General features: G+C 45.2%; 15 protein-coding genes. 1 reads left to right on the top strand and 14 read right to left on the bottom strand.

The genetic code is table 11. From position 1 onward, the window contains the following. Nucleotides 1–62: 62 nt before the first annotated feature. The 5 genes from ACUUJN_RS05940 to ACUUJN_RS05920 are packed head-to-tail and all read right to left on the bottom strand — an operon-like array spanning nt 63 to nt 9,712. The gene (locus ACUUJN_RS05940; protein WP_028543130.1) at nt 63–1,211 is read right to left on the bottom strand and encodes an archaeosine biosynthesis radical SAM protein RaSEA; all 1,149 of its coding nucleotides are present in this window, start codon (nt 1,209–1,211) and stop codon (nt 63–65) included. A gap of 2 nt (nt 1,212–1,213) precedes the next feature. Beyond that, nucleotides 1,214–2,620: a condensation domain-containing protein gene (locus tag ACUUJN_RS05935; RefSeq protein WP_484669388.1), complete on the bottom strand. Its 1,407-nt coding sequence runs from the start codon at nt 2,618–2,620 to the stop codon at nt 1,214–1,216. Between the two features lie 14 nt (nt 2,621–2,634). Continuing rightward, entirely contained in the window at nt 2,635–3,666 is a 1,032-nt protein-coding gene (locus tag ACUUJN_RS05930) for a class I SAM-dependent methyltransferase (RefSeq protein ID WP_028543132.1), read from the bottom strand. Then, the gene (gene uvrA, locus ACUUJN_RS05925; protein WP_484669387.1) at nt 3,663–6,578 is read right to left on the bottom strand and encodes an excinuclease ABC subunit UvrA; all 2,916 of its coding nucleotides are present in this window, start codon (nt 6,576–6,578) and stop codon (nt 3,663–3,665) included. The genes ACUUJN_RS05930 and uvrA overlap by 4 nt, the downstream gene beginning before the upstream one ends. Nucleotides 6,579–6,616: 38 nt before the next feature. Further along, nucleotides 6,617–9,712 (bottom strand): cyclic peptide export ABC transporter, encoded by a 3,096-nt coding sequence (locus ACUUJN_RS05920; RefSeq protein ID WP_484669386.1) that lies wholly within the window; start codon nt 9,710–9,712, stop codon nt 6,617–6,619. 577 nt (nt 9,713–10,289) lie between these two features. On the opposite strand from ACUUJN_RS05920, the gene ACUUJN_RS05915 reads away from it, so the two are divergent. Continuing rightward, a complete protein-coding gene (locus tag ACUUJN_RS05915; protein WP_484669385.1) occupies nt 10,290–14,783 on the top strand; it encodes an amino acid adenylation domain-containing protein in 4,494 nt (1,497 codons plus the stop codon). Nucleotides 14,784–14,900: 117 nt separating this feature from the next. Here the strand turns inward: ACUUJN_RS05915 and ACUUJN_RS05910 are convergent, their stop codons facing one another. From ACUUJN_RS05910 to ACUUJN_RS05870, 9 genes are all read right to left on the bottom strand, one after another. Beyond that, the gene (locus tag ACUUJN_RS05910) at nt 14,901–15,866 is read right to left on the bottom strand and encodes a glycoside hydrolase family 25 protein (protein ID WP_484669384.1); all 966 of its coding nucleotides are present in this window, start codon (nt 15,864–15,866) and stop codon (nt 14,901–14,903) included. A gap of 158 nt (nt 15,867–16,024) precedes the next feature. Then, nucleotides 16,025–16,471: a phage holin family protein gene (locus ACUUJN_RS05905; RefSeq protein WP_023987387.1), complete on the bottom strand. Its 447-nt coding sequence runs from the start codon at nt 16,469–16,471 to the stop codon at nt 16,025–16,027. Between the two features lie 410 nt (nt 16,472–16,881). Then, nucleotides 16,882–17,832 carry a tail fiber protein gene (locus ACUUJN_RS05900; RefSeq protein WP_484669383.1) on the bottom strand — a complete coding sequence of 317 codons (951 nt, stop codon included), beginning with the start codon at nt 17,830–17,832 and terminating at the stop codon, nt 16,882–16,884. A 15-nt stretch (nt 17,833–17,847) separates the two neighbouring features. Continuing rightward, the gene (locus ACUUJN_RS05895; RefSeq protein ID WP_250272789.1) at nt 17,848–18,237 is read right to left on the bottom strand and encodes a phage tail-collar fiber domain-containing protein; all 390 of its coding nucleotides are present in this window, start codon (nt 18,235–18,237) and stop codon (nt 17,848–17,850) included. 42 nt (nt 18,238–18,279) lie between these two features. Beyond that, nucleotides 18,280–19,047 (bottom strand): putative phage tail protein, encoded by a 768-nt coding sequence (locus ACUUJN_RS05890; RefSeq protein ID WP_484669737.1) that lies wholly within the window; start codon nt 19,045–19,047, stop codon nt 18,280–18,282. Between the two features lie 52 nt (nt 19,048–19,099). Beyond that, entirely contained in the window at nt 19,100–19,231 is a 132-nt protein-coding gene (locus ACUUJN_RS05885; RefSeq protein WP_256253340.1) for a hypothetical protein, read from the bottom strand. Between the two features lie 41 nt (nt 19,232–19,272). Then, entirely contained in the window at nt 19,273–19,539 is a 267-nt protein-coding gene (locus ACUUJN_RS05880; protein WP_484669382.1) for a hypothetical protein, read from the bottom strand. Nucleotides 19,540–19,598: 59 nt separating this feature from the next. Next, nucleotides 19,599–20,210 carry a hypothetical protein gene (locus ACUUJN_RS05875; protein ID WP_484669381.1) on the bottom strand — a complete coding sequence of 204 codons (612 nt, stop codon included), beginning with the start codon at nt 20,208–20,210 and terminating at the stop codon, nt 19,599–19,601. A 13-nt stretch (nt 20,211–20,223) separates the two neighbouring features. Beyond that, on the bottom strand, nt 20,224–22,848 hold the full coding sequence (locus ACUUJN_RS05870; RefSeq protein WP_484669380.1) for a hypothetical protein: 2,625 nt from the start codon (nt 22,846–22,848) through the stop codon (nt 20,224–20,226).

Genomic DNA, 22,848 nt, shown 5'->3' with positions numbered 1-22,848 from the left:
CCGTTTCAGGCCTTCATGAGCTGACGAATCTACCATATCTTCCAGTTGATAATCTCAATGAATCACTTAATTAATTCACTATTCAAAATGCTCAGTCTTTCCTCAAAAGGAGGATGCACGTGATTCAGTTCCTTCTTCCATTCAGCCTTGCAGCTGCAATCCAGATGGTCCAGAACGCTCGGATCAAGAGTGTGATTATACTCCTTCAACGCCTCCATTACTCGATCACTGCAATGCGGACAATTGTAAGGCACCCCGACAGGAGAAGGATAGAATTGGAACAAACCGACGATGATCTTGCCCAAATGCGCCGTCCGTTTTACCACCTCAACGATGCTCCAGAGCCATGCCGGTTTATAGGCGCCCTGGTCACTTAAATATTGCACCAGTGTATAATCCTGTACGGTACAGCTTTCCAGTGAAACGGTCGTCGTACCGAGCTCAAAAGCATGCTCAATCGTTTGTACGGCATGTTCGATAGCCTCTTGTTCCGTAATAAAGGGCGGCTTCAGCAACACATAGCTGCGTAAATTCAGCTCCTGGGTCACCAAGCGGGCGGCCTTATCAAATTGCTTTAAGGAAAAGCCTTTGTTTATGCATACATACCGCAAAAAGTCGTCAATCATTTCGAGCCCCATGGCAACTTCCACATGCTTATCCGGTAAAAGGCGCTTAATTTCCGCCATATTTTCTTTCGTTACAAATTCGGGTCTGGTTTCGATGACCAGCATTTTGATCTCAGGCTTTTCTCCAACCATGCGTATGATTTCCCACAGCGCTTCAGCCGGAACTTCATTGTCGTTGAGAATGGAGCCGTTATTATATAGATTGAGTAAAGGATATTTGCTAAAATCAATCCGCTTAAATTCCTCACTAAATTGCTCCAAATAATAATGGGCAGAGAGAGGGCCGTCTTTACGTGTTTGCTTAGCCAAATGACCGCACATGGTGCAGCCATTTCCGTTTTTCAGGGCCCACTCACATCCGTTAGACATTAAATACATGACTGCGCGTTGATAGTTTTTTCCCTGAAAGTTTTCCTCACGAATATCCGTTTCTGTAGCTACTTTGTCCAAATGATACTGTTCATCTGGAATTTTAGCGTGAATCTCCTTCATTAGATTGGCGATGAGTCGGTAATAGTGGGCGGTTTCTTTCGTGGTCATCCATTGATAGGAATCCATTTGTTCCCAAGCTTTCGGCTTCTTCATCTTCATACACTCCTTTTCAAAGTATCCGGGCTATAGTCAAATTCAATCGCCCAAACCTCTTCCAGTCTCTTTTCCATCTCCGTCAAGGAGTGAATATTCTGAATGGCACAATCTCTTTCTGTAACGATCAGCCTGAGCAAAGCAACATAACGTTCACATAACAGTTCAATCGCGGACGGCTCATATTTTGAGGGCTGATACATGATTTGGATGGCTGTTTGCTCCATTTGATGAATGCTCACCAGAAGTGAATAATCCGTTACGCTATGGCCAGAAAAGGATTCCAAGTTCAATTCACTCTGTTGATTGATCTCCAGCGGATAATTTTCAATCACAAGCAACGTATCAAAAAGACGCTCTGTGCTTCTGAAATTGCCGTAAGACTGTATATCCACAAGCGGTGTTGTTTCGTAGGGCTGTCTCGCTACGCTGGCTTGCTGAATATCGAGCAAGGCTTGTTGCAGCGTATCTCCATTGCCTGACTGTAACCGTACAGGAACCGTGTTCATCAAAAGCCCCACTACCCGTTCAATTCCAGGCAGGCTGCTAGAGCGACCAGATACCGTCGTGCCGAAAATCACATCCTGACGTCTGCTGACCTTTTGCAGCAGAATACCCCAGGCCGCTGTAAAAAGGGTACCTACTGTCACGGATTCTTCCTTCGCAACAGCTTCAAGCCCCCTCACCAGCTCCGATTGCAAAACATACGATTCGCAAGCCGTATCGCTTATTTCCGAGCCAGAAATTGTATCGGGTAAACACAGGGGCTGAACCTCATATCCAGTCAGGTAAGCTTGCCAAAATACCTTGCTTCCGCTTCTATCCTGCATCCCAAGCCATTTCACGTACTCTCGAAAACGCGGCTTGGCTAATCGTTCTGGCTCCCGGCCTGCACGCAGCGCATCATATGCCCGGATAAACTCACCCAGCACAATGCCATTACTCCAGCCATCCATCACAATATGGTGGTTGCTGACCATCATGATATGACGATCATGCGCCAGCCTAAACACCGTAATCCGCAGTAGGGGGCCCTCGGACAGGTCAAATCCTACAGCACGGTCTGCCTCGCGCAGCTCCTGTAGTACCGTCTCTTGCTCCACCTCTTCCATTTCTATGAGGTCATGGAAAGTGAAAGATAGGACGCGTCCTTTCAGGACAATCTGAACCGGGTTCTGGATCTTTTCCCAGCGGAATACGCTTCTCAGCACTTCATGCTGTTGAATCGTCCATTTCCACGCCTCACAGCAGACAGATAGATCAAGCTGACCCTGCAGCGTATAGCTGTATTGCTCAAAATAAGCTCCTGTATTCTTGTCCCGTAAATAGTGGTAGAGCATTCCTTCCTGCATGGGAGTCAAACCAATGACATCCTCCACACGTGTTTTGTTCAATGGACGGTGGCTCATGGTTTCTCTCCCCCTTACAATTGAATGATGGTGCCAATCCCATACGCGAACAGTCCCTCTTGCGGGTGACGAATAAACGGCTCTCGACAGCCCGTTGGATCTACAAATTCCTCAAAGGAGGGATAACTTTGTTTCACTTCATCCCAGAAAACGCCAACATCATAACCTCTTCCCCACGTTTCAGGCCGCATGCTGATATCATGAAAAGCAATCATGCCGCCCGGTGCCACCAGCTCTTGATACATACGAAAATCCGAACTCACACCACCGTAGGAATGATCTCCATCAATAAATAGAAGGTCAATCTGCCGGTCTCCTAGAACCTTTTTCAAGTCCTGTTTGGTGGAGCAGTGAAATGAACGGTCTCGAATAAAAGAAAACTGCTGTCCCGTGCTGCCAAAGCTGGAGTAGAGCTGTACCTCACTGTCATCCTGACCCCCTCCATACGGTCCACCCGGATAATCAATACTGACGAGCAACGCGTCTGGATCGGCCAGTTGACTCAGGCAATAAAACACACCGCCGCTGGCTGTCCCGATCTCAACGACTGTTTTAGGCTTTTGGCCTTTCACGACCTCCAGAAAACGACGCAGCTCATAGGGATTCTGAATGGCTGGAAAAACAGGTACATGCTCGGCGACACGCTCCAAAATAGCTCTTAACCGGATAGATTGCGGACTGGTCACGTCTTCTTGAAGATTTTCCGGGGAAAGCAGTTCGAATAACTCGGGCACGATGACCTTAGCCAAGAGTCCTTCCACATCAGGTTCATCTTCTCCGTCCAGTAGCCATGCTTCCGGTAACCGTGGAAGCTTGTCCTCTGGGTTTTCGCCTTTTTCAATGGCTGCTTTGAGAAGATTCGCCTGTTCCCGTGTTAGCTTCACATACCCAGGCTTCCATGCATGAATGAGTATAAAATCCCCCTTTACCTTGATGTGATCCAAGCCAAACTTGTGCACCCATGGCAGATCGTTGTATCGCTTTTGCAGATAATAATTTAGGGGGCCTGTCGGGAGAATGCGTAAATGTTCCAATCTGTTGCTCATGCTCTCACCTCGTTCTCGTCGTAATCCATTCCTAAGTTACGTAAAAAAGCTCCGGTATGGGAGTGCTCACAGGTCGCAACCTGCTCAGGCGTTCCAGCTGCCACTAGCTGTCCACCTCGGGTGCCCCCTTCAGGGCCAAGGTCTATCACATAATCTGCTGTTTTGATCAGATGCAGGTTATGTTCAATGATGAGTACGGTGTTGCCCTCATCCACGAGCTGTTGAAGGATAGTTAGCAGTCGCTGAATGTCGTCGGGATGCAAGCCTGTGGTCGGTTCATCCAAAATGTACAACAGGCTGCGCCCTTTTTTTAACTGACTTAGCTCCTCTACCAGCTTAATACGCTGGGCTTCCCCGCCAGATAATGTCGTGGCAGACTGACCCAGCTTCATATAACCAAGACCCAATTCGTTCATGAGCTTCAACTTGCCGTAAATATCCGGTTGGTCAGCGAAGAAAACAGCAGCTTCTTCAATGCTCATCTCCAATACATCCGCGATATTCTTCTCGTGATATGTAATTGCCAGTATATCCTCGCTGTAGCGTCTGCCCCGGCACGTTTCGCAAACCATTTCAACGTCAGACATAAACTGCATTTCAGTGACGATCACCCCGAGTCCTGAACAAACTTCACAGCGTCCACCCGGTGAATTGAAGCTAAAATGTGCACTCTTTCGTTGGAGTTGCTTAGCTATTTCTGTCCTGGCAAACAGCTTTCGAATGGCGTCAAACACCCCCACATAAGTAGCCGGAGTGGATCGCGATGTCCGTCCAATTGGCTTCTGATCGATACAGATCACCTGATCAATCGACGCTTCTCCTTTCAGCTCTACATCGTGCTTCAGATATGCAGATTTACCCTCCAGGCGAGAACGTAATTTCCCATATATAACGTTATGAACCAGCGTGGTTTTCCCTGATCCTGATACCCCTGTAACACAAACTAAACAACCCAGTGGAATTCGTATATTCAGGTTCTGTAGATTGTTCTCCCTGGCTCCCAGCACCTCAAGATATTTCCCGTCACAGGCCTTTCTTCGTTGGGTGGGAACAGGAATACCTTGCTTGCCGCTCAAATATTGTCCTGTCAAAGACTTCGAATTGCTCATGACTTCTTCCACCGTACCCTGTGCTACAATTTCACCACCGAGCAATCCTGCGCCAGGCCCAATATCTACAAGATAATCCGCTTGGGCCATAATCTCTTCATCATGTTCGACGACCAAGATGGTATTTCCCAAATCCCGTAGTCTGTGAAGCATAGCTATCATTTTCCCGGTATCCTTCGGGTGTAATCCAACACTGGGTTCATCCAAAATGTAGATCATGCCCATCAGCCCAGAGCTTAATTGGGTCGTCAAGCGTACGCGCTGGGATTCACCACCCGAGAGCAGGGTCACCGGACGGTTCAGATTTAAATAGTCCAGTCCCATATCCAGCAGCAGCGTCAAACGAGTCTTGATTTCCTGTAAAATGGGCTGGGCCACAGCCGCAAGACTCTCGAAAACTTGAGGTGCCATTCGCAGTAGTTCATCACAGCCTGCATACAGCTCAACCAACGGCATGTTCGAAAAATCGCGGATCGTTTTGTCCCCCACACGATATAGCAGTCGTTCTGCCTTCAAACGTGCTCCTCCGCAGCTCGGACATACTTGTTCCCACATCACTTCCTTGTCTTCCGCTTTCATGGCGCTCATTTCATCCTTGGCATTAGCGTTAAAGCGCTCATAAATAAGATTCACAATCCCTGCAAATCTTTCGTGCATCAGCTTGCCACCTGTAGCAGGATTCTCAATTGCAATCTTTTCCCCTTGAGTACCGTATAGCACAGCGTATAACGCCTCATCTGGCAGATCCTTTACCGCCGTGCTTAGTTTAAAATGATATCGGGTCGCTAGTCCCTCCAAAATTTTTCGATTTTTATGAAATTTCTCTTGCTCACATTGCCAGCCAAGTAGCTGAATCGCTCCTTCAGCTAGACTTTTGGATCGATCAGGAATCACACGTTCCAGATCTACTTCATAATGAGTGCCCAGTCCTGTACAAGTCGGACAAGCACCCAAAGGACTATTCGACGAGAAAGCCCCTGCCGAAATTTCACTCGCCACCATACCACAACAGGAGCAACCGAAATTTGGATTCCATACGAATCGTTTATCAACCATAGGTCGAATTTGAATCCAGCCATCTCCTAAGTCCAGTGCTTTATCCACCATAGCTTGAATATCTTTGCGTTGCTCCACGGAAGCTGAAATCGTAATTCTGCCAACAAGTACCTCCAGCTGACTGTCTCCTTTTCCTAGACGTACGGCCTGTGGAGACCTACCGGAAAACAAAGCTTCTGCTTGCTCTATATCCAGCATTTTTTGATTCCAGCTTAATTGGGTGTAGCCTTTTTTTTGTATTTCCTTCAGCAACGCGACAGGCCCTTCATGTGGCATGGAAAGGATCGGCGCATAGATTTCTATTGAAGCATCAGGTGAGCATTGGAGTACCTGCTCCGTGATTTTTTTCCTTGTCTGCACAGGCAGTGCTTCCTGACAGTAGGGACAAACCGCCCGACTTGTTCGTGAAAACAACAACCGGACAAAAGAGGAGATTTCGGTCAATGTACCCACGGTTGACCTCGGGTTGCGCGACACCGTCTTTTGCTCCATCGCGATTGCCGGAGACAACCCTTCGATCAAGTCCACATCCGCCTCTTCCGTTTTTCGCAAACCCATTCGTTCATATGCGGACAGCGACTCCATTAAGCGTCGTCGCCCTTCCGCATATAGTGTATTGAAGACAAGCGATGATTTACCCGAGCCGCTAACTCCCGTGAAAACAACCAGTTGATCTCGCGGAATCCGCAAGGAGATATTTTTCAGGTTGTGCTGTCTTGCACCTTTGACAACAATGTAGTTTTGCATGCTAAGCCCACACTTTTTCATAAATTTTAATGGATTGGTTATGAGCCACTGACTTCAGCACTCAACACCTCCAGCTCCTTCATCTGCCCCATTTCCATCTTCAGCAGTCGGTCTGCGGTATGGAAATAATGGTCATCATGCGTAATGGCGAAAATAATTTTACCCGCCGCCTTCATTTCAGGCAGAAGTGTATGGTAAAAGAACTTGCGGAATTCCGGATCTTGATCGGCAGCCCATTCGTCAAACAAATATACGGGTCGATCTTCCAGATAACAGATCAAAAGCGCAAGCCGCTTTCGTTGTCCACCTGATAGCTTGAGCGTACTGAAATATCCATCCTTGACCGTTACTTTTTCCTCCAGTCCCAGTCTTTTCAGATAACGCTCAATGTCGGACTGCTTTTCCTTATAATCAATGTCGTACAAGCGCTCAAACAGATGAAAATCAGAGAAGACGGTGGAAAAATACTCGCCCGACGTGCGGGCATCAATGACTTCTCCATTGATCGTGATGTATCCCGTTTGTGGAGGATAGAGGGCAGTCATTAATTTAGCAAGCGTCGTTTTACCACTGCCGTTGCCGCCTGTGATGAAAATGGTCTGTCCTTTAGCCGCTTCCAGTGTAATAGGTCCGACCAGAAAGCTGGACTCTCCAGTCACGTTGCTGTACTCGAAGCTAAGATTATGAAAACCAATTCGTTCCACAGCCACTTCTTCATCCACCAAACTCGCAGTATCATACACTTCTCCGCTGTCATCAGTCGGCATTTCCGCAATAAAGGCTTTAATTCTTCGCCAGGAGGTCCGAATCTGGAACAGCTCCGGCACAGCCTGCAACAATCCGTTGATGGGTCCGATCAAGTAGAGGAACACGACAACAAATTGAATTAATGTGTAATCCTTAATGTTCGGGAAAATCGTCGGGAACACAAAGGTAACTACACCTAAAATTAAAATCAGCAGCGTCTCGCCCAGCACCAGTGCATTGGTAAATTTAATGCGGGACACGGAGCGTTTTTGACGATACTGTTCACAGCTATCCTGAATATCGCTGCTAAACTCCGTCTTTTTGCGTCCATGCATACTAAGCTCTTTAAAACCTTTGAGCATATGGTCGATGAACCCCAAATACACGTTTTGGGTATCCCTCGCCTCTTCCCAATAGCGGTTAGCCGTACCGCTGACGATGCTATAAAATGCGGCAATCACCGCAATGACAGCCAGGGAGAGTATCGTGCCCCAAAATGAAATCGTACCGAGATAAACAAAGCAGCAGATGACTGTCAGTAGACTGGTCGCGAACCCCACCGCCACATTGGCCGAGAAGCCCACCATCTCTGTATCATTATTTAAAGTGGCTAAAATTTTGCCATTGTCCATGCGTTCTAATTTGTCATAAGAGCTGTGTAGCACACGTTGAATCAGTTCCATTCGTTTTCGATAAATCATGTTGTAGGTAATCTTCACTAATTTGGTTTCAATCAGCTTGCGACCGAAAATATAAACCGCCAGCGCTAATCCGAAATAATACAGCAGATATTTGAGCGGTATTTCGCTGCCAATTGAGAAATTGACGATAAAAATGACAAAAGCATTCGCCGCCCCGCTCAGCAAGCTCATCATTACCAGTAAAGGAAGCGAGCGTTTATTTTCGTCTGTGTTCGGAAAAAGCGTACCCAACACCAGGTAGCCAAAGCTCAAGAGCAATCCCAGCCCCAAGGCTGCAATCGCAAACGGAAAGCTAAACGGAGACCAGACGATCGCAGTTGTCCAAGAAACGCCCTGCATGGCTGTAGGAACCAAATAAACTCCATACAAAAACGGTGTACTGCAAAGTAAAAATAGCAGCCATGTGAGCAGCTTTTTTGGATTCAAAGGCTTCAAAACACGTTGTTTGCGGATGATATCTCGTACCATCGTCATCAACAGGACCACTACCGCCAGCACATAACATGCCAGCATGATCGTAATAACGGACCACGCATTGTCTGTTTTCTGATCTGGCTCATACGGAGACACAGGCTGACGATCTCGTAAAATGTCCATAAGACCATGCCCCGTGATATACGTTAACGTGGTACCGTTGTTTGCCATAATCCCTACAGCCAGCTGATCCTGAGGGCGAAAAACCATATAAGCAGAAAAATTCGGATTTAATCCAGCCTTGGACACCTCTCCGTTTCCACTTTGGTAGTCAGCCCAGCCCATAGCATAAGACGACATATCAAACTTGCTGGGGGTAACGGTGCGGTCAGGCGCATGAGTTTCCATAATTAATGGAGTCATGGGAGATTTCAGGCTGCCCAACTGATATTTGAGCCAAGTGGCGAGGTCATTTCCGTCCATCATGATATAACCAGCGGGACGGTTTCCTCTAAAGACAGGGGATTGATATTCACGTGCTTGAAAAAAGCCGTTCTTGTAGCCTGTTGCCATCGTGGGTGCGGCTTCTGTGGGATAAAGAGTAGTTTTATTCAGACCTAAAGGCTGAAAAATATGGGTCTTCATATAATCTTCGTAAGGTTGCCCTGTGACCTTTTGAATGACAGCCCCCACGATTGCGTAGTTAATGGTGGCATATTCAAAGCGTTCGCCAGGACGATTATGTAATTCCAGGCCATTCACATTTCGTACAACCTGTTCCAGTGAATCGGGACGGTTGGAGATCGGGATGTCGGTAATTGTGTACCATGGAATGCCACTGGAGTGATGTAACAGCTGCCGCAGTGTAATCTCGACATTTTGGTGCTTATACTTGGCTTGAAACCATGGAAAAAACTTTGAAACGGGATCATCCAGCTTCAACAACCCCTGCTGCTGTAGTTGCAGCACGGCAAGTGCTGTAAATCCTTTGGAGCAAGAGGCAATTTCAAAGCTTGTCTCGGGTGTTACAGGAACCTGCTTGTCCACATTGGCGTACCCAAAACTTTTGAGATAGGCCGTTTCCTTTCCACGAACCACAATAACTGTCATTCCAGGGATATGACCTTCCTGCATCTTCTCATGAATAAATGCTTCCAAACGCTGAGTGGTGTTTACATCCAATCCTGCTGCGGCCTCCGCACGACTGGGCGGAATACATGTAGCCACTAAAGCGAAAATCAGGATAACCGCTGCCATTTTTCTCATGATCATCTTTTTACATTCCATAATCGCTCCAGCTTTCTTTGTAATATGTAATCAAAGCTTGCTTGACCAATATATGTAAGACTCTTTATCTAGTAATTACATAAAAAAACTAGGATAAATAGTATTCAACATCATGAATAAATATACACAATTTGTATATTTAATTTATGGATAATTAAATAGTTTAAGAGTAAATATATGTTAAATAGGAATGGATTTATTTAAAGGAAAATTAAGGAAGAATGCCAGGATATTGATTGCGAAATCGGAGAGTCAATTACCAGAAATACTTAATAAATTAATATTTATCAATATTATCGAAATTGTATTAACACCTTAACATTTCATCCATATCGGATGTAGTGAGCTAATTCACACTTTTTTAAAAATTCCATTGTAAACCTACGGAAACCTTTTAAAGGGAACTCGCCTTTTTAAATTGGAATAAAATTGTCGAAAATCCGTTTTATTTTTTGTTTAAAAATACATTTTTTCTGCTTGATTGTTTTTATTGGGTGGGCTAGGATCATTTTTATGTAGACTCTATGTTTTTCAATATCTGCATGTATAAGGAGGCTAATGGATGTTCTATGCACTAACACATTCTCAAAAAAGAGTTTGGTATAACGAGAAAATATATGGTACGACAGCCATGCACAATCTGACCGGACTTGTACGCATTCAAAAGGAACTAGAGTTTGACGCGCTGGAGAAAGCGATTCAACTCTTCATTTCCAAAACGGAAGGCCTCCGCATCCAGATCGAAGAGCAAAATGGAGAACCCGTACAGTACGTGAAGCCCTATGAAAAGGAGCAGATCGCATGTATTGATTTTAGTCATGAGCCTGATCCGTTACTTCATTTTGAACAATGGCTGAAGGCTGTGAGTGGACAGGTTATGCCTCTGTTGAATGCCAAACTGTATTCTTTTGTTACTTTTAAACTTGGGCCTGGTGATGTTGGTTATTTGGGTCAATTTCATCATATTATTGCAGACGGTTGGGCCTTACATATCGTGTCTGAACGAATTTCGCAGTATTATACACTACTGGTTAACCACAGCCCCCTGCCTGCTGATGAAGAATATTCCTACATACCTATCATTGATCAAGAACAAGCCTATTTAACATCTGAGCGTTTTATTAAAAATAAAATATTCTGGCATGAAAAATTCCAAACCTTACCCGACATGATACCTATCAACAAAAGCAAAGATATTTCGGCCGTTCGAACGTCCTTTGCCATCGACAGTGAAACTTCACGTATCATTCAGACCTTTATCCAAAGCTCCAAACTTTCTGTAAACGTATTATTCGTATCCGCCCTTCTGCTTTACATCTACCGGACGACTCAAGAAACCGATGTGGTGATCGGGACTCCAGTCCTAAACAGATCGGGCAAAAAACAAAAAAATACGTTTGGTATGTTCACCAGCACCATGCCGTTTCGCATCCAACTGGATGCAGCTTTAGATGCCTGCTCTTTGATGAAGCATGTGGGGGCAGAGCTGATGAATTTTTATTTTCACCAAAAATATCCATATGATCTTCTAGCTAGTGACCTAGAGCTTGCTCAAAAAGGATATAACAGTCTGTTTGATATGTGCGTTAATTATTACAATATGAAATTTAGTCCCCAATTTGATGGGTGTCCCTATGAAGTTCAGGAGGTTTTCAGTGGTTATCAACCTTATGCGCTGCAACTGGTTATTCGTGACTGGGAGGGGAGCGGAAGAATTACGCTGGACTTTGACTATAAAGTGAATTCTTACAGTGAGACGCAGATCGCAAAAATGTTTGAGTATATCATTCATATCGTTCGCGAGATGATCGAGCAGCCACAGACCCCGATTGCGGAAATTGAAATGCTATCTCCGCAGGAACAAAATGAGCTGATCTATGGGCTGAATCAAACACGTTCTTCCTATCCCTCGTCCCTAACCATTACTCAGTTATTTGAGCAGCAAGTCGTTGAAAAAGCTACTAATATTGCCTGTTACTTTGAAGAGCACACATTAACCTATCGTGAGTTAAATGAACAAGCTAACCAACTGGCGAGGTTTTTAAAAAGCCGTGGTATTGGGCAAGAGAGTATCGTGGGGATCATGGCTGGGCATTCATTTGAGCTTATCATTTCGATCTTAGCTGTGTTGAAATCAGGTGGGGCCTATCTGCCTATAGATCCTCACTATCCAGCTGACCGTGTTAGCTATATGCTGGAGGATTCCGGGGCTGCTTTGCTTCTTACCGATGCACCTTTGAATGATGATATTTCATTTTCCAGAGGAGTTTATCGTATAGACGATGCATCCCTGTACCATGGAGATTGCTCGAATTTGAAGCCACAAAGCGGACCGAACCAGCTCGCTTATGTGATTTACACCTCCGGCTCCACAGGCAAACCTAAAGGAGTGGCAGTTCTCCACAAAGGACTTGTTAATTACATATGGTGGGCGAATAAAACCTACTTGTCCGCAACTCATGAAGTCTTTGCCTGTTATTCATCAATAGCCTTTGACCTGACCGTCACTTCCATATTCACCCCATTAATCAGCGGCCATGCCATCAACCTCTATAGGGATAATGATCCAGGGGAATTTGTATTGTTCCGCATGATGAAAGACCAACGTACAACCATTGTAAAGCTAACTCCCGCACACTTGTCCCTTCTACAAGAGTCGGACATTCGTACATCGAGCGTCCGCAAATGCATCGTAGGAGGAGAAGATCTCAAAGTCAGTCTTGCTCACAACATTCATGCCAAGTTTGGCGGAAGTATTGCCCTGTTCAATGAGTACGGACCTACGGAAACCGTTGTAGGCTGCATGATCCATATTTATGATGCAGACCGGGATAGCAGAAGATCCGTTCCCATCGGCGTTCCTTCCGATAACGTGGCTGTATATTTGCTGGATGCGCATTTAAAGCCTGTTCCTATGCAGGTAAAAGGAGAAATCTACATTTCCGGTCATGGAGTGGCAAGAGGATATCTGAACAGACCGGAACTCACAAAAGAAAGGTTTCTCGATAATCCTTTTGTTCCTGGCGAACGAATGTATAAAACCGGTGACATGGGGATACGGCTGGAAAATGGCCTGATCGAATACCTTGGCCGAAATGATAACCAAGTCAAAATCAGAGGCTTTCGTATCGAGCTGGGTGAGATTGAAGGAGCTTTATCCTCCTATCCTGACATCCAGCATGCTGTCGTAAACGTTGTGGAAACAGGCGATGCGAATAGATATCCCGTTTTGTGTGCCTATTATGTATCTGATCGTGCTATCTCTCCCAAGCTTCTCAAAGATTATTTACATGCTTGTCTTCCCCATTATATGGTACCAAGCCACATACTCCAGCTGGAAATCATCCCGCTTACATCCAATGGCAAGGTGGACAAGCAAAAGCTTCCTGTACCAGACGTGTCCTCTGGATTAACTGACATATATGAGGAAGCCCATAATACGGTGGAAAGCATTCTCGTGCAGGTTTGGGAAGAGCTGTTCCATACGTCTACCATAGGTATCCACGATAATTTCTTTGCACTGGGCGGAGACTCTATTAAAGCGATCCAGATGACTTCCAAATTAAATAACTATGATTTGGAAGTGGGTGTACAGGATGTCTTAGCGCATCCCAGTATAGCAGAGCTTGCTCATTACACACGCCAAAAGAGCCGACTGTACGATTCTTCAGCTCCCGTCAGCGGAGAAATTCAGCCTACACCGATCTCCTTGTGGTTTATGGAGCAGTCATTTCATAATCCTCATCACTATAATCAATCGGTCTTGCTTCTGCTGAAAAATGAAATGGATCGTTCTGCTCTAGAAAAGGCATTTCACAAAGTAATTGAACATCACGATGCTTTAAGGATGAGCATACACCCGGATGGCAAGTTATTTTATAACCCGGAACTCACTGCAATCCCGTTCAAGCTGGATTGTTATGACATGACGCCTATTTCAGCAGAGGCTTGGCAGCATGAATTCAATAAGCTGGTGCATAGCTTGCAATCCGGTTTCGATCTGTCCCACCGTCTTCCTATTCGAGCAGCTATATTCGATCACGGACAAGGAACCTCGGAATTGTTCATCACTGCGCATCATCTAGTTGTAGATGGAGTTTCCTGGAGAATTATATTGGAGGATGTATTGGAGGCTTATCATGCCTTAGAAGAAGGCAAGGAGGTACATTTTTCAAGAAAAACAGCCTCTGTTCAAACCTTTGCCAAGGAGCTTCATCATTATTCCACTACTGCGGATCTACGGGAGGAGCTTGATTTTTGGAATGAAATGGAGGGCGGCAACGACCATTTTCCAGCATTCATCACAAGCCAGCCATCCACTACCGTAAACTATGCTTCATGTGCAGTCGTCGAAGGAGAACTTTCCCCTGCCCATACTCACAAACTGCTCACCAAGGCGAATCAGGTCTATCATACTGAGCCTGTGGATTTACTGCTAGCTGCCTTGGCGTTAAGTGTAAAGGAATGGATCGGGTTGGACGATTTCACTTATGAGGTTGAGCATCACGGAAGGAGCCTGGATCACGTAGACGTATCCAGAACGGTTGGCTGGTTTACGGCGTTACATCCCTTACGTATTCAAGTGCCAGGTACAGAAATAGGCAGTGTCATTGCATATGTCAAGGAACTGCGCCGACGCATTCCCCAACAGGGTATCGGTTATGGCATTTTAAAATACATGCAAGGAGCTATTGAAAAAAGTAAAAAGATTCGTCCCCTACGCTTCAATTATCTGGGACAGTTCGATCACGAAAGTCAGAGTTCAGACTATGTATATAAGCATACTCCAGGCCTTCAAGATGTGGACTACGCCAATCATCTAACGGCTGGCATCGAAATCAACAGCCTGATTGTTAACGACCAGTTGGTGGTCCATATGATGTACAGCACAACAATGTTTGAAAAAGAAAGTATAACCGAATTTATGCATATGTATGTCCAAACTCTACACCGTGTGATTGATTTTACACTTAGTCAGCAGAATGTTCACTTCACTCCTTCGGACTTTGAATCTGCTCGGATTAGCCAAGAGGATATTGAATTGCTTTTCGAATAAGGGTGCAATAAGGGCAGGCGGTTGCCTTCAACCGCCTGTCTATTTAGACTTCGGGCGTAACTGCTTTACTCATTTCATATAAAAGTGGGATTGGCAGTGAATGAGTTCTTTCGAAGATCATTTGGTTGTTTTAAACACACCCAGACGGTTCAGTACGACCAGTAAGCGATAAAAATCGTAACTGCTTGGCAGTTTCGCATCCACAATCGGGCTTGCCGGATTAAATGCAACAGCGGCAGCCATCGCTTCCTTCGCCCAGGTCGGTACTGGCATAGCCTGATGCGCCTCCAGTTCAGCTACTCGCTGATCCACTTTTTTAATATAAGCGCTCTGTTCATTCAACGTCTGCTTGAGCACATCTTTGCTGTTTTCAAGGGCAGCGACCTGCTGCTGCAGGGCTTTAAATGCCGCTTTTTCCTCTGCTGTCATTGGCTCATCCCCCTCTTCTCCTGCAAATGCTTGGCGTAGCTCGGCCTCTGTTCCGGCGTATACATTTAGGTCAACCGGCCCTTGAATTCCATCAACCCGTCCACTATCGCTGTATTGCCAAAAGTCCCAGCGCTTCCATGCCGTGGTGTCGCCGGGCACCCGTGTACTATAACGCGCAATCCACAGCTTATAACTACCCAATGGCGCTTTGAAATGGGCAGCAAAAGCATTCCCTGTATATACCATCGGCTTACGGCCACTTACCCGTTCAAATTCCGTTACAAATGCCAACGCAACCTCATGAATCGCGGCCGAGCTAAGCCCTCCCGGATTATTTTCGTAATCCATCACCGCTGGTAAGTCCAGCGCTTTCGCACCCCCCATCTGATCCAGCACCTCGGCGAAATGCCTGGCTTCCGCTTTTGCTGCGTTTACACTAGTTGCATCTACAAAATGGTAAGCTCCCAGGAGAATCCCGGCTGCCTTGATCCCTTTTGCATTCGTGATAAATGTCGGATCGACGTAACGCTGTCCTTGACTCGCTTTAATAAAGGCAAACGATTTACCATCGGCTCGTACACGTTTCCAATCAATCGTTCCCTGATATCGGGATACGTCAATGCCTTCGGCAGCGTTAGGGCTGCGATTCTGCATAAGGCGTTCCCTCCTTATCATTCATAATGTTGTAGCTCACTTTGTCTCTGTTATCCATATGCTTGGACCATCCATACGGTCTGGGCTTTTCCACTTTTACACCGAAAAAAGGGCGAAAAGGTAGTCTGCCTATTTTGGTAGTGGCCACTAGTGGCACTTTATGAAGCTTTATTTTCTTTGTCGGAAGGGTCGGTTGGCTTTATTTTTTCTCCACTCGACTTGGACTCAAAAATAGCTACCGCATTCCGCAAAATATCCGGCATCGGCACTCCCATTCTGCCCACATTTTCAATAATGGACAACAGCTCGTTCGCTAAATAAAAGAAAACGACGGCATCCCGGAAGTAATGTGCATCCCCGAGAATACCGTCGATTAGATGAGCTACCGTAATGAGCAAAAACACGGTAACCTTGCGAAAAATACCGTAATACCCCTGGCGGCTTTTTAGCTCCCCATTAATCCAGGCCGCTGCCCATCCGGTGAAAAAGTCGATCACGACCATCCACCACAGCAACGTCAACATTGTGGTCCACCCCCCAAAAAAATAACCGATCAAGGTCCCCGTGGATAGCCCCAGCCAAATCTGATCGATCTTTTCATGCATATTTGTTCCCCCTTTTGAACCAAGGTGTAAAATGAATGCCCTTGAACTGATCCAAGGGCATAAAAAAACACGCTCTGTGTGAGCGTGTGAGTAATAAATTTTGCGATGTTGCTCGTTCTTCCACCTGTATAACTGGCACTACTTCATTAATATAAGCCTTATGAGTTCATGCAATGCTTCTGGCGTCTTCAACAGTACGGCGGTCAGCAAGGATAAGATGTACAAATTTGGTTGCAAAGGATTTTCAGATTTGTTCATTCATGATGCCACTTCCCCTCATAATTCAGGACAGCCTAAAAATAGAGTCCATATTCCAACTGCAAAACTCCTACCTGCTCCCTAGATAGCCTTTTTTATTGAGGATAAAATCCAAAGCTGTCGTCAACCGTTGATTCCATCACACCTTTCCTTTAACCGATTGCCCACCATTGAATGTTATTTAATTTATAATACCTTCCGGTTGAACTTGTCGTAGTGCCAGAACTCATATTCATTGTGACCGTAAGTAGATTACTTGAGTTTATACTTAAGATGAATTCACCGACCTCATTGGATAATCGACCATTCGAATTAGGGGTTACCAGTGAGATTCCACTCGGCATGGCCTTGCCATTCCAACCACCGGAATGGAAGTACGCATATCCCAATAAGTAAACAAATATTTTACTTACGGTAAATGCCACCGGAATTGTATACGATACAGAAGCCGTGGCAGGTAGACCTATATCATAGCCATCATTTACACTTATATTATCCCCATTCCGGACTATTGTCCCTTCGGCATATTTCACTATAGGTGCATTTGTAATTACTGTTGCTATCTGATCGCTGCTCATGTCAGGATTGGCGCCTCCGAACTTGCCGTTGATCGCGCCTACGATTTTATTTTTAAAATCAACGGCTTGCGTAAAAGCCTGGTCTGCCCGGCTGTAAGCTTCATTCGCTCGATCATTAGCTGCCTTTACCGCACTGGGAGTAGCTGCCTGATCTGTAGCTGTGCTTCCGGTAGATGTATTAAGCTGCACAATCCCCCTAGCCTGCGTAGAAGCAGATGGTAAATCCGATGCAGGATGCGTATGCGCCTTGGGTGCTGCGTAATCCCTAATATATTGTTTGGCATTGGCTTCCGCTGCATTCCATACCGCTTGCTTGGCTGCTGTAACATGGATCTCTGTATTGCTGGCATGATTGTCTAACGCTTCCTTAGAAGCAACACCGTTTCCAGCCGGGTCCTTTTTGATATTTTCAACCTGTGCGGCCAATTCCAGATCGTTAGCATAAAGGGTATCAATCGGTCCATTCAGGACGTCCGCATGTCCTTGGTCGGTAGTAACAAATCTGCGTGGCTGTTGTATACTCATACTTCTTCATCCTCCTTAATAAATGTCATCAATTTCGAAAACAAACTCCATATCACTATCCTTGACCTTGTTACTCATCGTACGAACGGCTGTCAGCTTACCTGCTGAATCTACTAAAGCAAGCTCATTAATCGTTTCTCCCGCCAATTCAGTTTCCGCAAGTGAGCAGATATAGCGGATTGTCGCAGGGGCAATGAATTCAAAGCTCGTAATATCCTTTTGAACCAGTTCCTTTTTCAACACCTGTTCTGTTCCATTCAAAGGCAGTGGTTTCCCTGCTTGATCCACACCTCCGTTACCAAATGCCATTTTTACTACTTTTGTCAGCGTCCCTCCCTCAGCGCGGGCACGAGCCATTTGTTCCCTTGCATATGCAGTCGTGACTGTCAAAACTTGTTCTGCCATACTTACCATCCTTTCTATCTTAAAAATAAAAGTTATATTGGTTTAGATTGAAATGACTTTCTCGGTTGAGCTTAACATCTGACTACCGTCCAGCTTCATACTTCCATCTAACTTCCAATAATGATCTCGAATTTTCATTCTGCCTTCCTGATGATGATCCACTCGATGCTTGATGACCATTTTTGAACGGTTCAAATAACGCATAGGTTCCTCTGTCCACCCGGACAAAGAAGCTATTCCGTTCAGTAACTCGACACCATCTAAATACCATGGCCTTCCACCCAAAAAGCGAACTCTCGAACGTAATCGAATACGAGAAACTATTTCATTTTCATGAAGAAATGCAAGCCTGGTTTTGTTATTCATATAAAAAGCAAGATGAGCAGGCTTAATATCCTCAATGATCTTTTTGAAATCAATCATATTTTCAGGGATGCGATTTTTAAAGCTTATACTGAACTTATATTCCGTCGGATGAAAGTCTACTTCCCCTTCCACATCAAAAGAGTTCATGATTTTCCGTATTAAATCCCCTGAAAATTTGCCGCTTCCACGAAGTTTTGACTCCACAACAGATCGCCGCTGTTCCAGCGGCTTTTCCAAATGGGTTTGGATACCCAACTCCATTTCCCAGCGTTCGAGCCCCCAAGTGGCGGTACGAACAAAAAACTGAGCTAACGTATCATCCAACGCGAGATATAGAGCATCTAGTTCGCTACCCTTTGCATCCATATCGACGTGCATAACACGGGATGTTTCGTAATAGGCAGGAAGATAGGAAAATAGCTCCGGTCCCCGCGAACAGAACATTCGATTACTAAAATCATCGGTTACATCTTGGATAACAGATTCTTTTTTTTCGTCAATATCCATCCACACTCACCATCCCCAGCTCTACCCCCTGACCGAATTGAATCGTTATAAAAGGATTGCTTTGTCTGTTCATTTTCAACTTGGAGAAACCCATTATAATCAGATCCATTCTTTCATACATGCTCGCTCCTCCTTTGAGTACAGGCATTTTTGCTCTCTGCTCTATACCGTTTTTTTACGAAAAATAGAGCTATACCATTTAACCGGTTCTCGCTGTGCACTGGAAACCTCCATAGATGACGATTCCTCTACGTTGTCCAATACCAGATCAGAACGATGGTATAAAATCATTTTCTTCACTTGTTTACGTTGTTTTTCATCTAAAGCGTAGCTTCCAATGATAGCTGCTATATTACCTTCTCCCCGATCATAGCGGGCAACACAAGCATAAGCACAAATACGCAATTGAGTCTCTGCTAAAGCAGTCATAGTTATGACTTCACCTCTTTTAAATAAGAATTTTGCGGCTAAACAGGAGTCAGTACATGTTATTTTCCTTTGTTACCAAGCATGAGCTGGGTCAGCGTTACTTCGAGATCTGCAATACGTTGCTTCAATTGATCTGTCTCACTTGGCTGTTGCTCTGCTTTTTGTGTCAGTTCCTTAATCGCCTCGGCACTTAATCCTTCACTCCAGAACGTCGTTGGATCTCTTCGTTCTGGAGTCGCAAAAGCCGGAGCAGAATATATAGGTTCGTCTCCACGTTCGTTTTCCAGCTTGTTTTGCCATTCATCATGTAGCTTCTGAAATGAAGCTTGCGATTCCTTATTAATTTGCTCGTACTTCTTCTGGGCCTCAATCAGAGTTTCGTTATATTCTGCTTCATAGGCCAGCCAGCCTTGGAAATCAAAACGAGGATGATATAGACCTGGTGGAACTGGGATTGCTACCGTGTAGCCAGCAGGGATGTTTTCTGAATTCGTTTCATCAATAGCACTCGATTTATCGGCAGTAAGCACATAGATGTCTTGCTGTTGGTCTGTATCAGATAGCGTGAGTGAAGATGGAGCATAAAAAGGGACGACACCCGAAAAGGCATCGTCCACCAACTCGTCCTCCAGATAGAGGCCGTCTGTATTTACTTTAGGTACTGCTTTCATGCGTTTCCCTCCTTTATTGTTCAGCTAAAAATGACACATCACTCAAATTAGTCCATACAGAGCTAGCGTTGTATACAATCACTTGACCGTCTGCGCCTACTTCAATGCGACTGCTCGATGTCTGGTTGTGAGAGGCTACCCCGTTTACCAAAGGACTGATTTTAGGCCTAAAACCTATAGGAAGCACGAAAATAGCTTTGTCCATAACCCCGTTTTGAACAATGCCTTCTAAATGGACTACACCCGACGAATCTTTGTAAAATGAAGGGCTGTAATCAAAATATTTTGCCCACCCGTTAATTAAAGTTGGGTAATATCTTACAGGCATACTGTCTTTGTCAGCCTTCTTGTTCTCCAGCACCGACACTCGCGCAGTGTTTTGTTGTACGCTGTCTACCAAGTCTGCAAGTAGTGTTTTTTCGTTGGCTACGTAGCTGCCTGTGAATGGTACGACTAGTGATGGTGCAGCCATAAGGTATGTGACACTGTATGACTTTTCAGGAGCATATGCATACAACTGGTCTATATAAACACCGCCATACCAATTTGCTAAATCACCTGTAGTTCCTGTGTTGAAAGGCTCGCTAAATCCATTTCCGTACACCTGTAACGCTCTACGCGGTAAGTTTTTAAAAGGATTAGGCCAACTGGAAGTAAGCTTATTCATAGCCCACCTATTCGTAATCTGCGCACCCTCTTGGTACGGCACAGGCTTTGAAGGTTCCCGCAATACAATCCCTGTACCTACTTCAACCTGATTTTCACCCTCAGTAAAGGTCAGTTGCCCCTCACTTATGATAGGCTCCACGGTAGGCGTTGCAAGTTGGTATACGAGTTGATACGGCGTCCAGTTTGGTGCTTGCGTGCTTGGTACGGTAGTAGTAGCTCCACCCATACCACCACCGCCTAGAGCTGTAACTCCATCCAGTCTATACGCCCAATATTTAACAACTCCTAATGAGTCGTTATAGAGAGCTGTTGCGGCATCCTGTTTATCTGGATACATCCTCCATCCCATAAAATACGCCTTAATCTCGTCTGCTGTCGGTGTGTAGTTGTCTCCCCATCCGCTGTCAGTGTTTGGGATAGAGATATAAAAATCCCCTGCTCCTGTAACGGCATTTGTATCAGCAACGCTCCCTGTGGAGCCTTGTAGTATTATCTTACCGTCATACTTAGTCGCAGTACCGCTTGCTGCAATACCTCCAGTAACCAAGCCAACCACTTTAACCTGTTTCATTCCTGCCGCAATTGCATCCCCATACATCCATGCCAGAGAACCGTCCAACGTCACACCGCGCCATTTTTTACTTTTGAAATATTGCCCATCTTTTTCAAACACCGTATCAGCATTTGCTCCTGTAACCGGGTCGGCGTACAGGTCTGTTTGTAAGGCCAACATGGAGTCTTCACGTGGTTTGAATGGTTTAGCTGTGTTGCCGATGTTGAGCATAGGTTTTTTAAAATTGCGTACAGTTCCGGCAGCCCATGTCCATTGGTTTGTATCGAATTCATCGGTATAGGAGGTGACCCCTGATATATTTATACCCATGCGTACCGCTGAGGGGCCTAACTTAATAGTTTTGGACTCCCCAGGCTTTACAAACATCCCCTGCAGTCGAACCGCATTTTTATCGAATGTTGATATCCGTATAAAGCCATTGCTATCCGCTGGATTTGTCAAGGTGTATTCTAAGTTCGGAACAGCATCGTGGTAGTAAACCATGTAGGCATCCGTTCCGATAGCTCCTGAAACAAGTGTCCCACTCGTAGTGTAGGCATCAGAGATAAATACTGTATGCCCTGTTCTTGACCACTCATAAAATGCTGGAAGCAGATTCTCCCCATACCGAATTGCATATGGATTACGTACAGGCATTACACAATCCACATAAGGATATTTGTTGTCAATTTGATCGTCAGTCATCGTTGCTAATGCTGTATATTCTGCTGCAGAAATCTCATAGATACGCGCAGCCTCAAAATAAGAATACTGTCCTACAGTACCCTGTGTTACCAAATCTATGTTAGTAATAATATCGCTGGTAGGAGCCAGCCTAAGCCAAGCTGTAGCAAATTTAGTCTTATCCGTAACTATAACTTTCGATTCTACCAGAGCATTCGGAGCCGAGATTCCTGCATCTGTAGCGTTACCTACTTTCGCTCTTACAATTGCAACATAATATTTCCCAGCTAAAAATTTAAAATTACTATAAAACCCAACTCCAACGGTATATCCAGGCTTGATCGTTACTTTTAACGAATTAGGCATTGTCCCTTTATTCAAAGTATCTAGCTTTATATCGGCTTGATACGGTGTTACCCCCATTAATCTACTCAAATTTCCCCATCTTCCCAACAAATTCACCAACGTGCGCCCGTTCAGCCCCGTCAGCGAAAACGGAGATGCCTTTTCCGCATGAACCATCTGCACCCCAGGTTCGAGAGTTACCGCCTTACGCTCCGTCGTATCCAGACGCTTCTTGATCGCATTCACACCATCATTCACATCACCTGCAAAATCATCTACAGCGCGCCAATTTTGGTCCAAATACTTCTCCAGATCAAAATACGTGGTTTTGGGCGATGTGCGGTCGATTTGATTTAAGCCAAGATTTGGTGTTTTTTCGCTTGCCAT

The organism is Paenibacillus sp. LRG-1 (genome assembly GCF_057220305.1).
Note: the sequence above shows the minus strand (reverse complement) of the source record. Positions and strands in the feature narration are given on the sequence as shown.

Bases quoted from the DNA above. Each gene is read 5' to 3' on its own strand.
- ACUUJN_RS05940 (WP_028543130.1), bottom strand. From the start codon at position 1,211: ATGAAGAAGCCGAAAGCTTGGGAACAAATGGATTCCTATCAATGGATG.
- ACUUJN_RS05935 (WP_484669388.1), bottom strand. From the start codon at position 2,620: ATGAGCCACCGTCCATTGAACAAAACACGTGTGGAGGATGTCATTGGT.
- ACUUJN_RS05930 (WP_028543132.1), bottom strand. From the start codon at position 3,666: ATGAGCAACAGATTGGAACATTTACGCATTCTCCCGACAGGCCCCCTA.
- uvrA (WP_484669387.1), bottom strand. From the start codon at position 6,578: ATGCAAAACTACATTGTTGTCAAAGGTGCAAGACAGCACAACCTGAAA.
- ACUUJN_RS05920 (WP_484669386.1), bottom strand. From the start codon at position 9,712: ATGATCATGAGAAAAATGGCAGCGGTTATCCTGATTTTCGCTTTAGTG.
- ACUUJN_RS05915 (WP_484669385.1), top strand. From the start codon at position 10,290: ATGTTCTATGCACTAACACATTCTCAAAAAAGAGTTTGGTATAACGAG.
- ACUUJN_RS05910 (WP_484669384.1), bottom strand. From the start codon at position 15,866: ATGCAGAATCGCAGCCCTAACGCTGCCGAAGGCATTGACGTATCCCGA.
- ACUUJN_RS05905 (WP_023987387.1), bottom strand. From the start codon at position 16,471: ATGCATGAAAAGATCGATCAGATTTGGCTGGGGCTATCCACGGGGACC.
- ACUUJN_RS05900 (WP_484669383.1), bottom strand. From the start codon at position 17,832: ATGAGTATACAACAGCCACGCAGATTTGTTACTACCGACCAAGGACAT.
- ACUUJN_RS05895 (WP_250272789.1), bottom strand. From the start codon at position 18,237: ATGGCAGAACAAGTTTTGACAGTCACGACTGCATATGCAAGGGAACAA.
- ACUUJN_RS05890 (WP_484669737.1), bottom strand. From the start codon at position 19,047: ATGTTCTGTTCGCGGGGACCGGAGCTATTTTCCTATCTTCCTGCCTAT.
- ACUUJN_RS05885 (WP_256253340.1), bottom strand. From the start codon at position 19,231: ATGTATGAAAGAATGGATCTGATTATAATGGGTTTCTCCAAGTTGAAA.
- ACUUJN_RS05880 (WP_484669382.1), bottom strand. From the start codon at position 19,539: ATGACTGCTTTAGCAGAGACTCAATTGCGTATTTGTGCTTATGCTTGT.
- ACUUJN_RS05875 (WP_484669381.1), bottom strand. From the start codon at position 20,210: ATGAAAGCAGTACCTAAAGTAAATACAGACGGCCTCTATCTGGAGGAC.
- ACUUJN_RS05870 (WP_484669380.1), bottom strand. From the start codon at position 22,848: ATGGCAAGCGAAAAAACACCAAATCTTGGCTTAAATCAAATCGACCGC.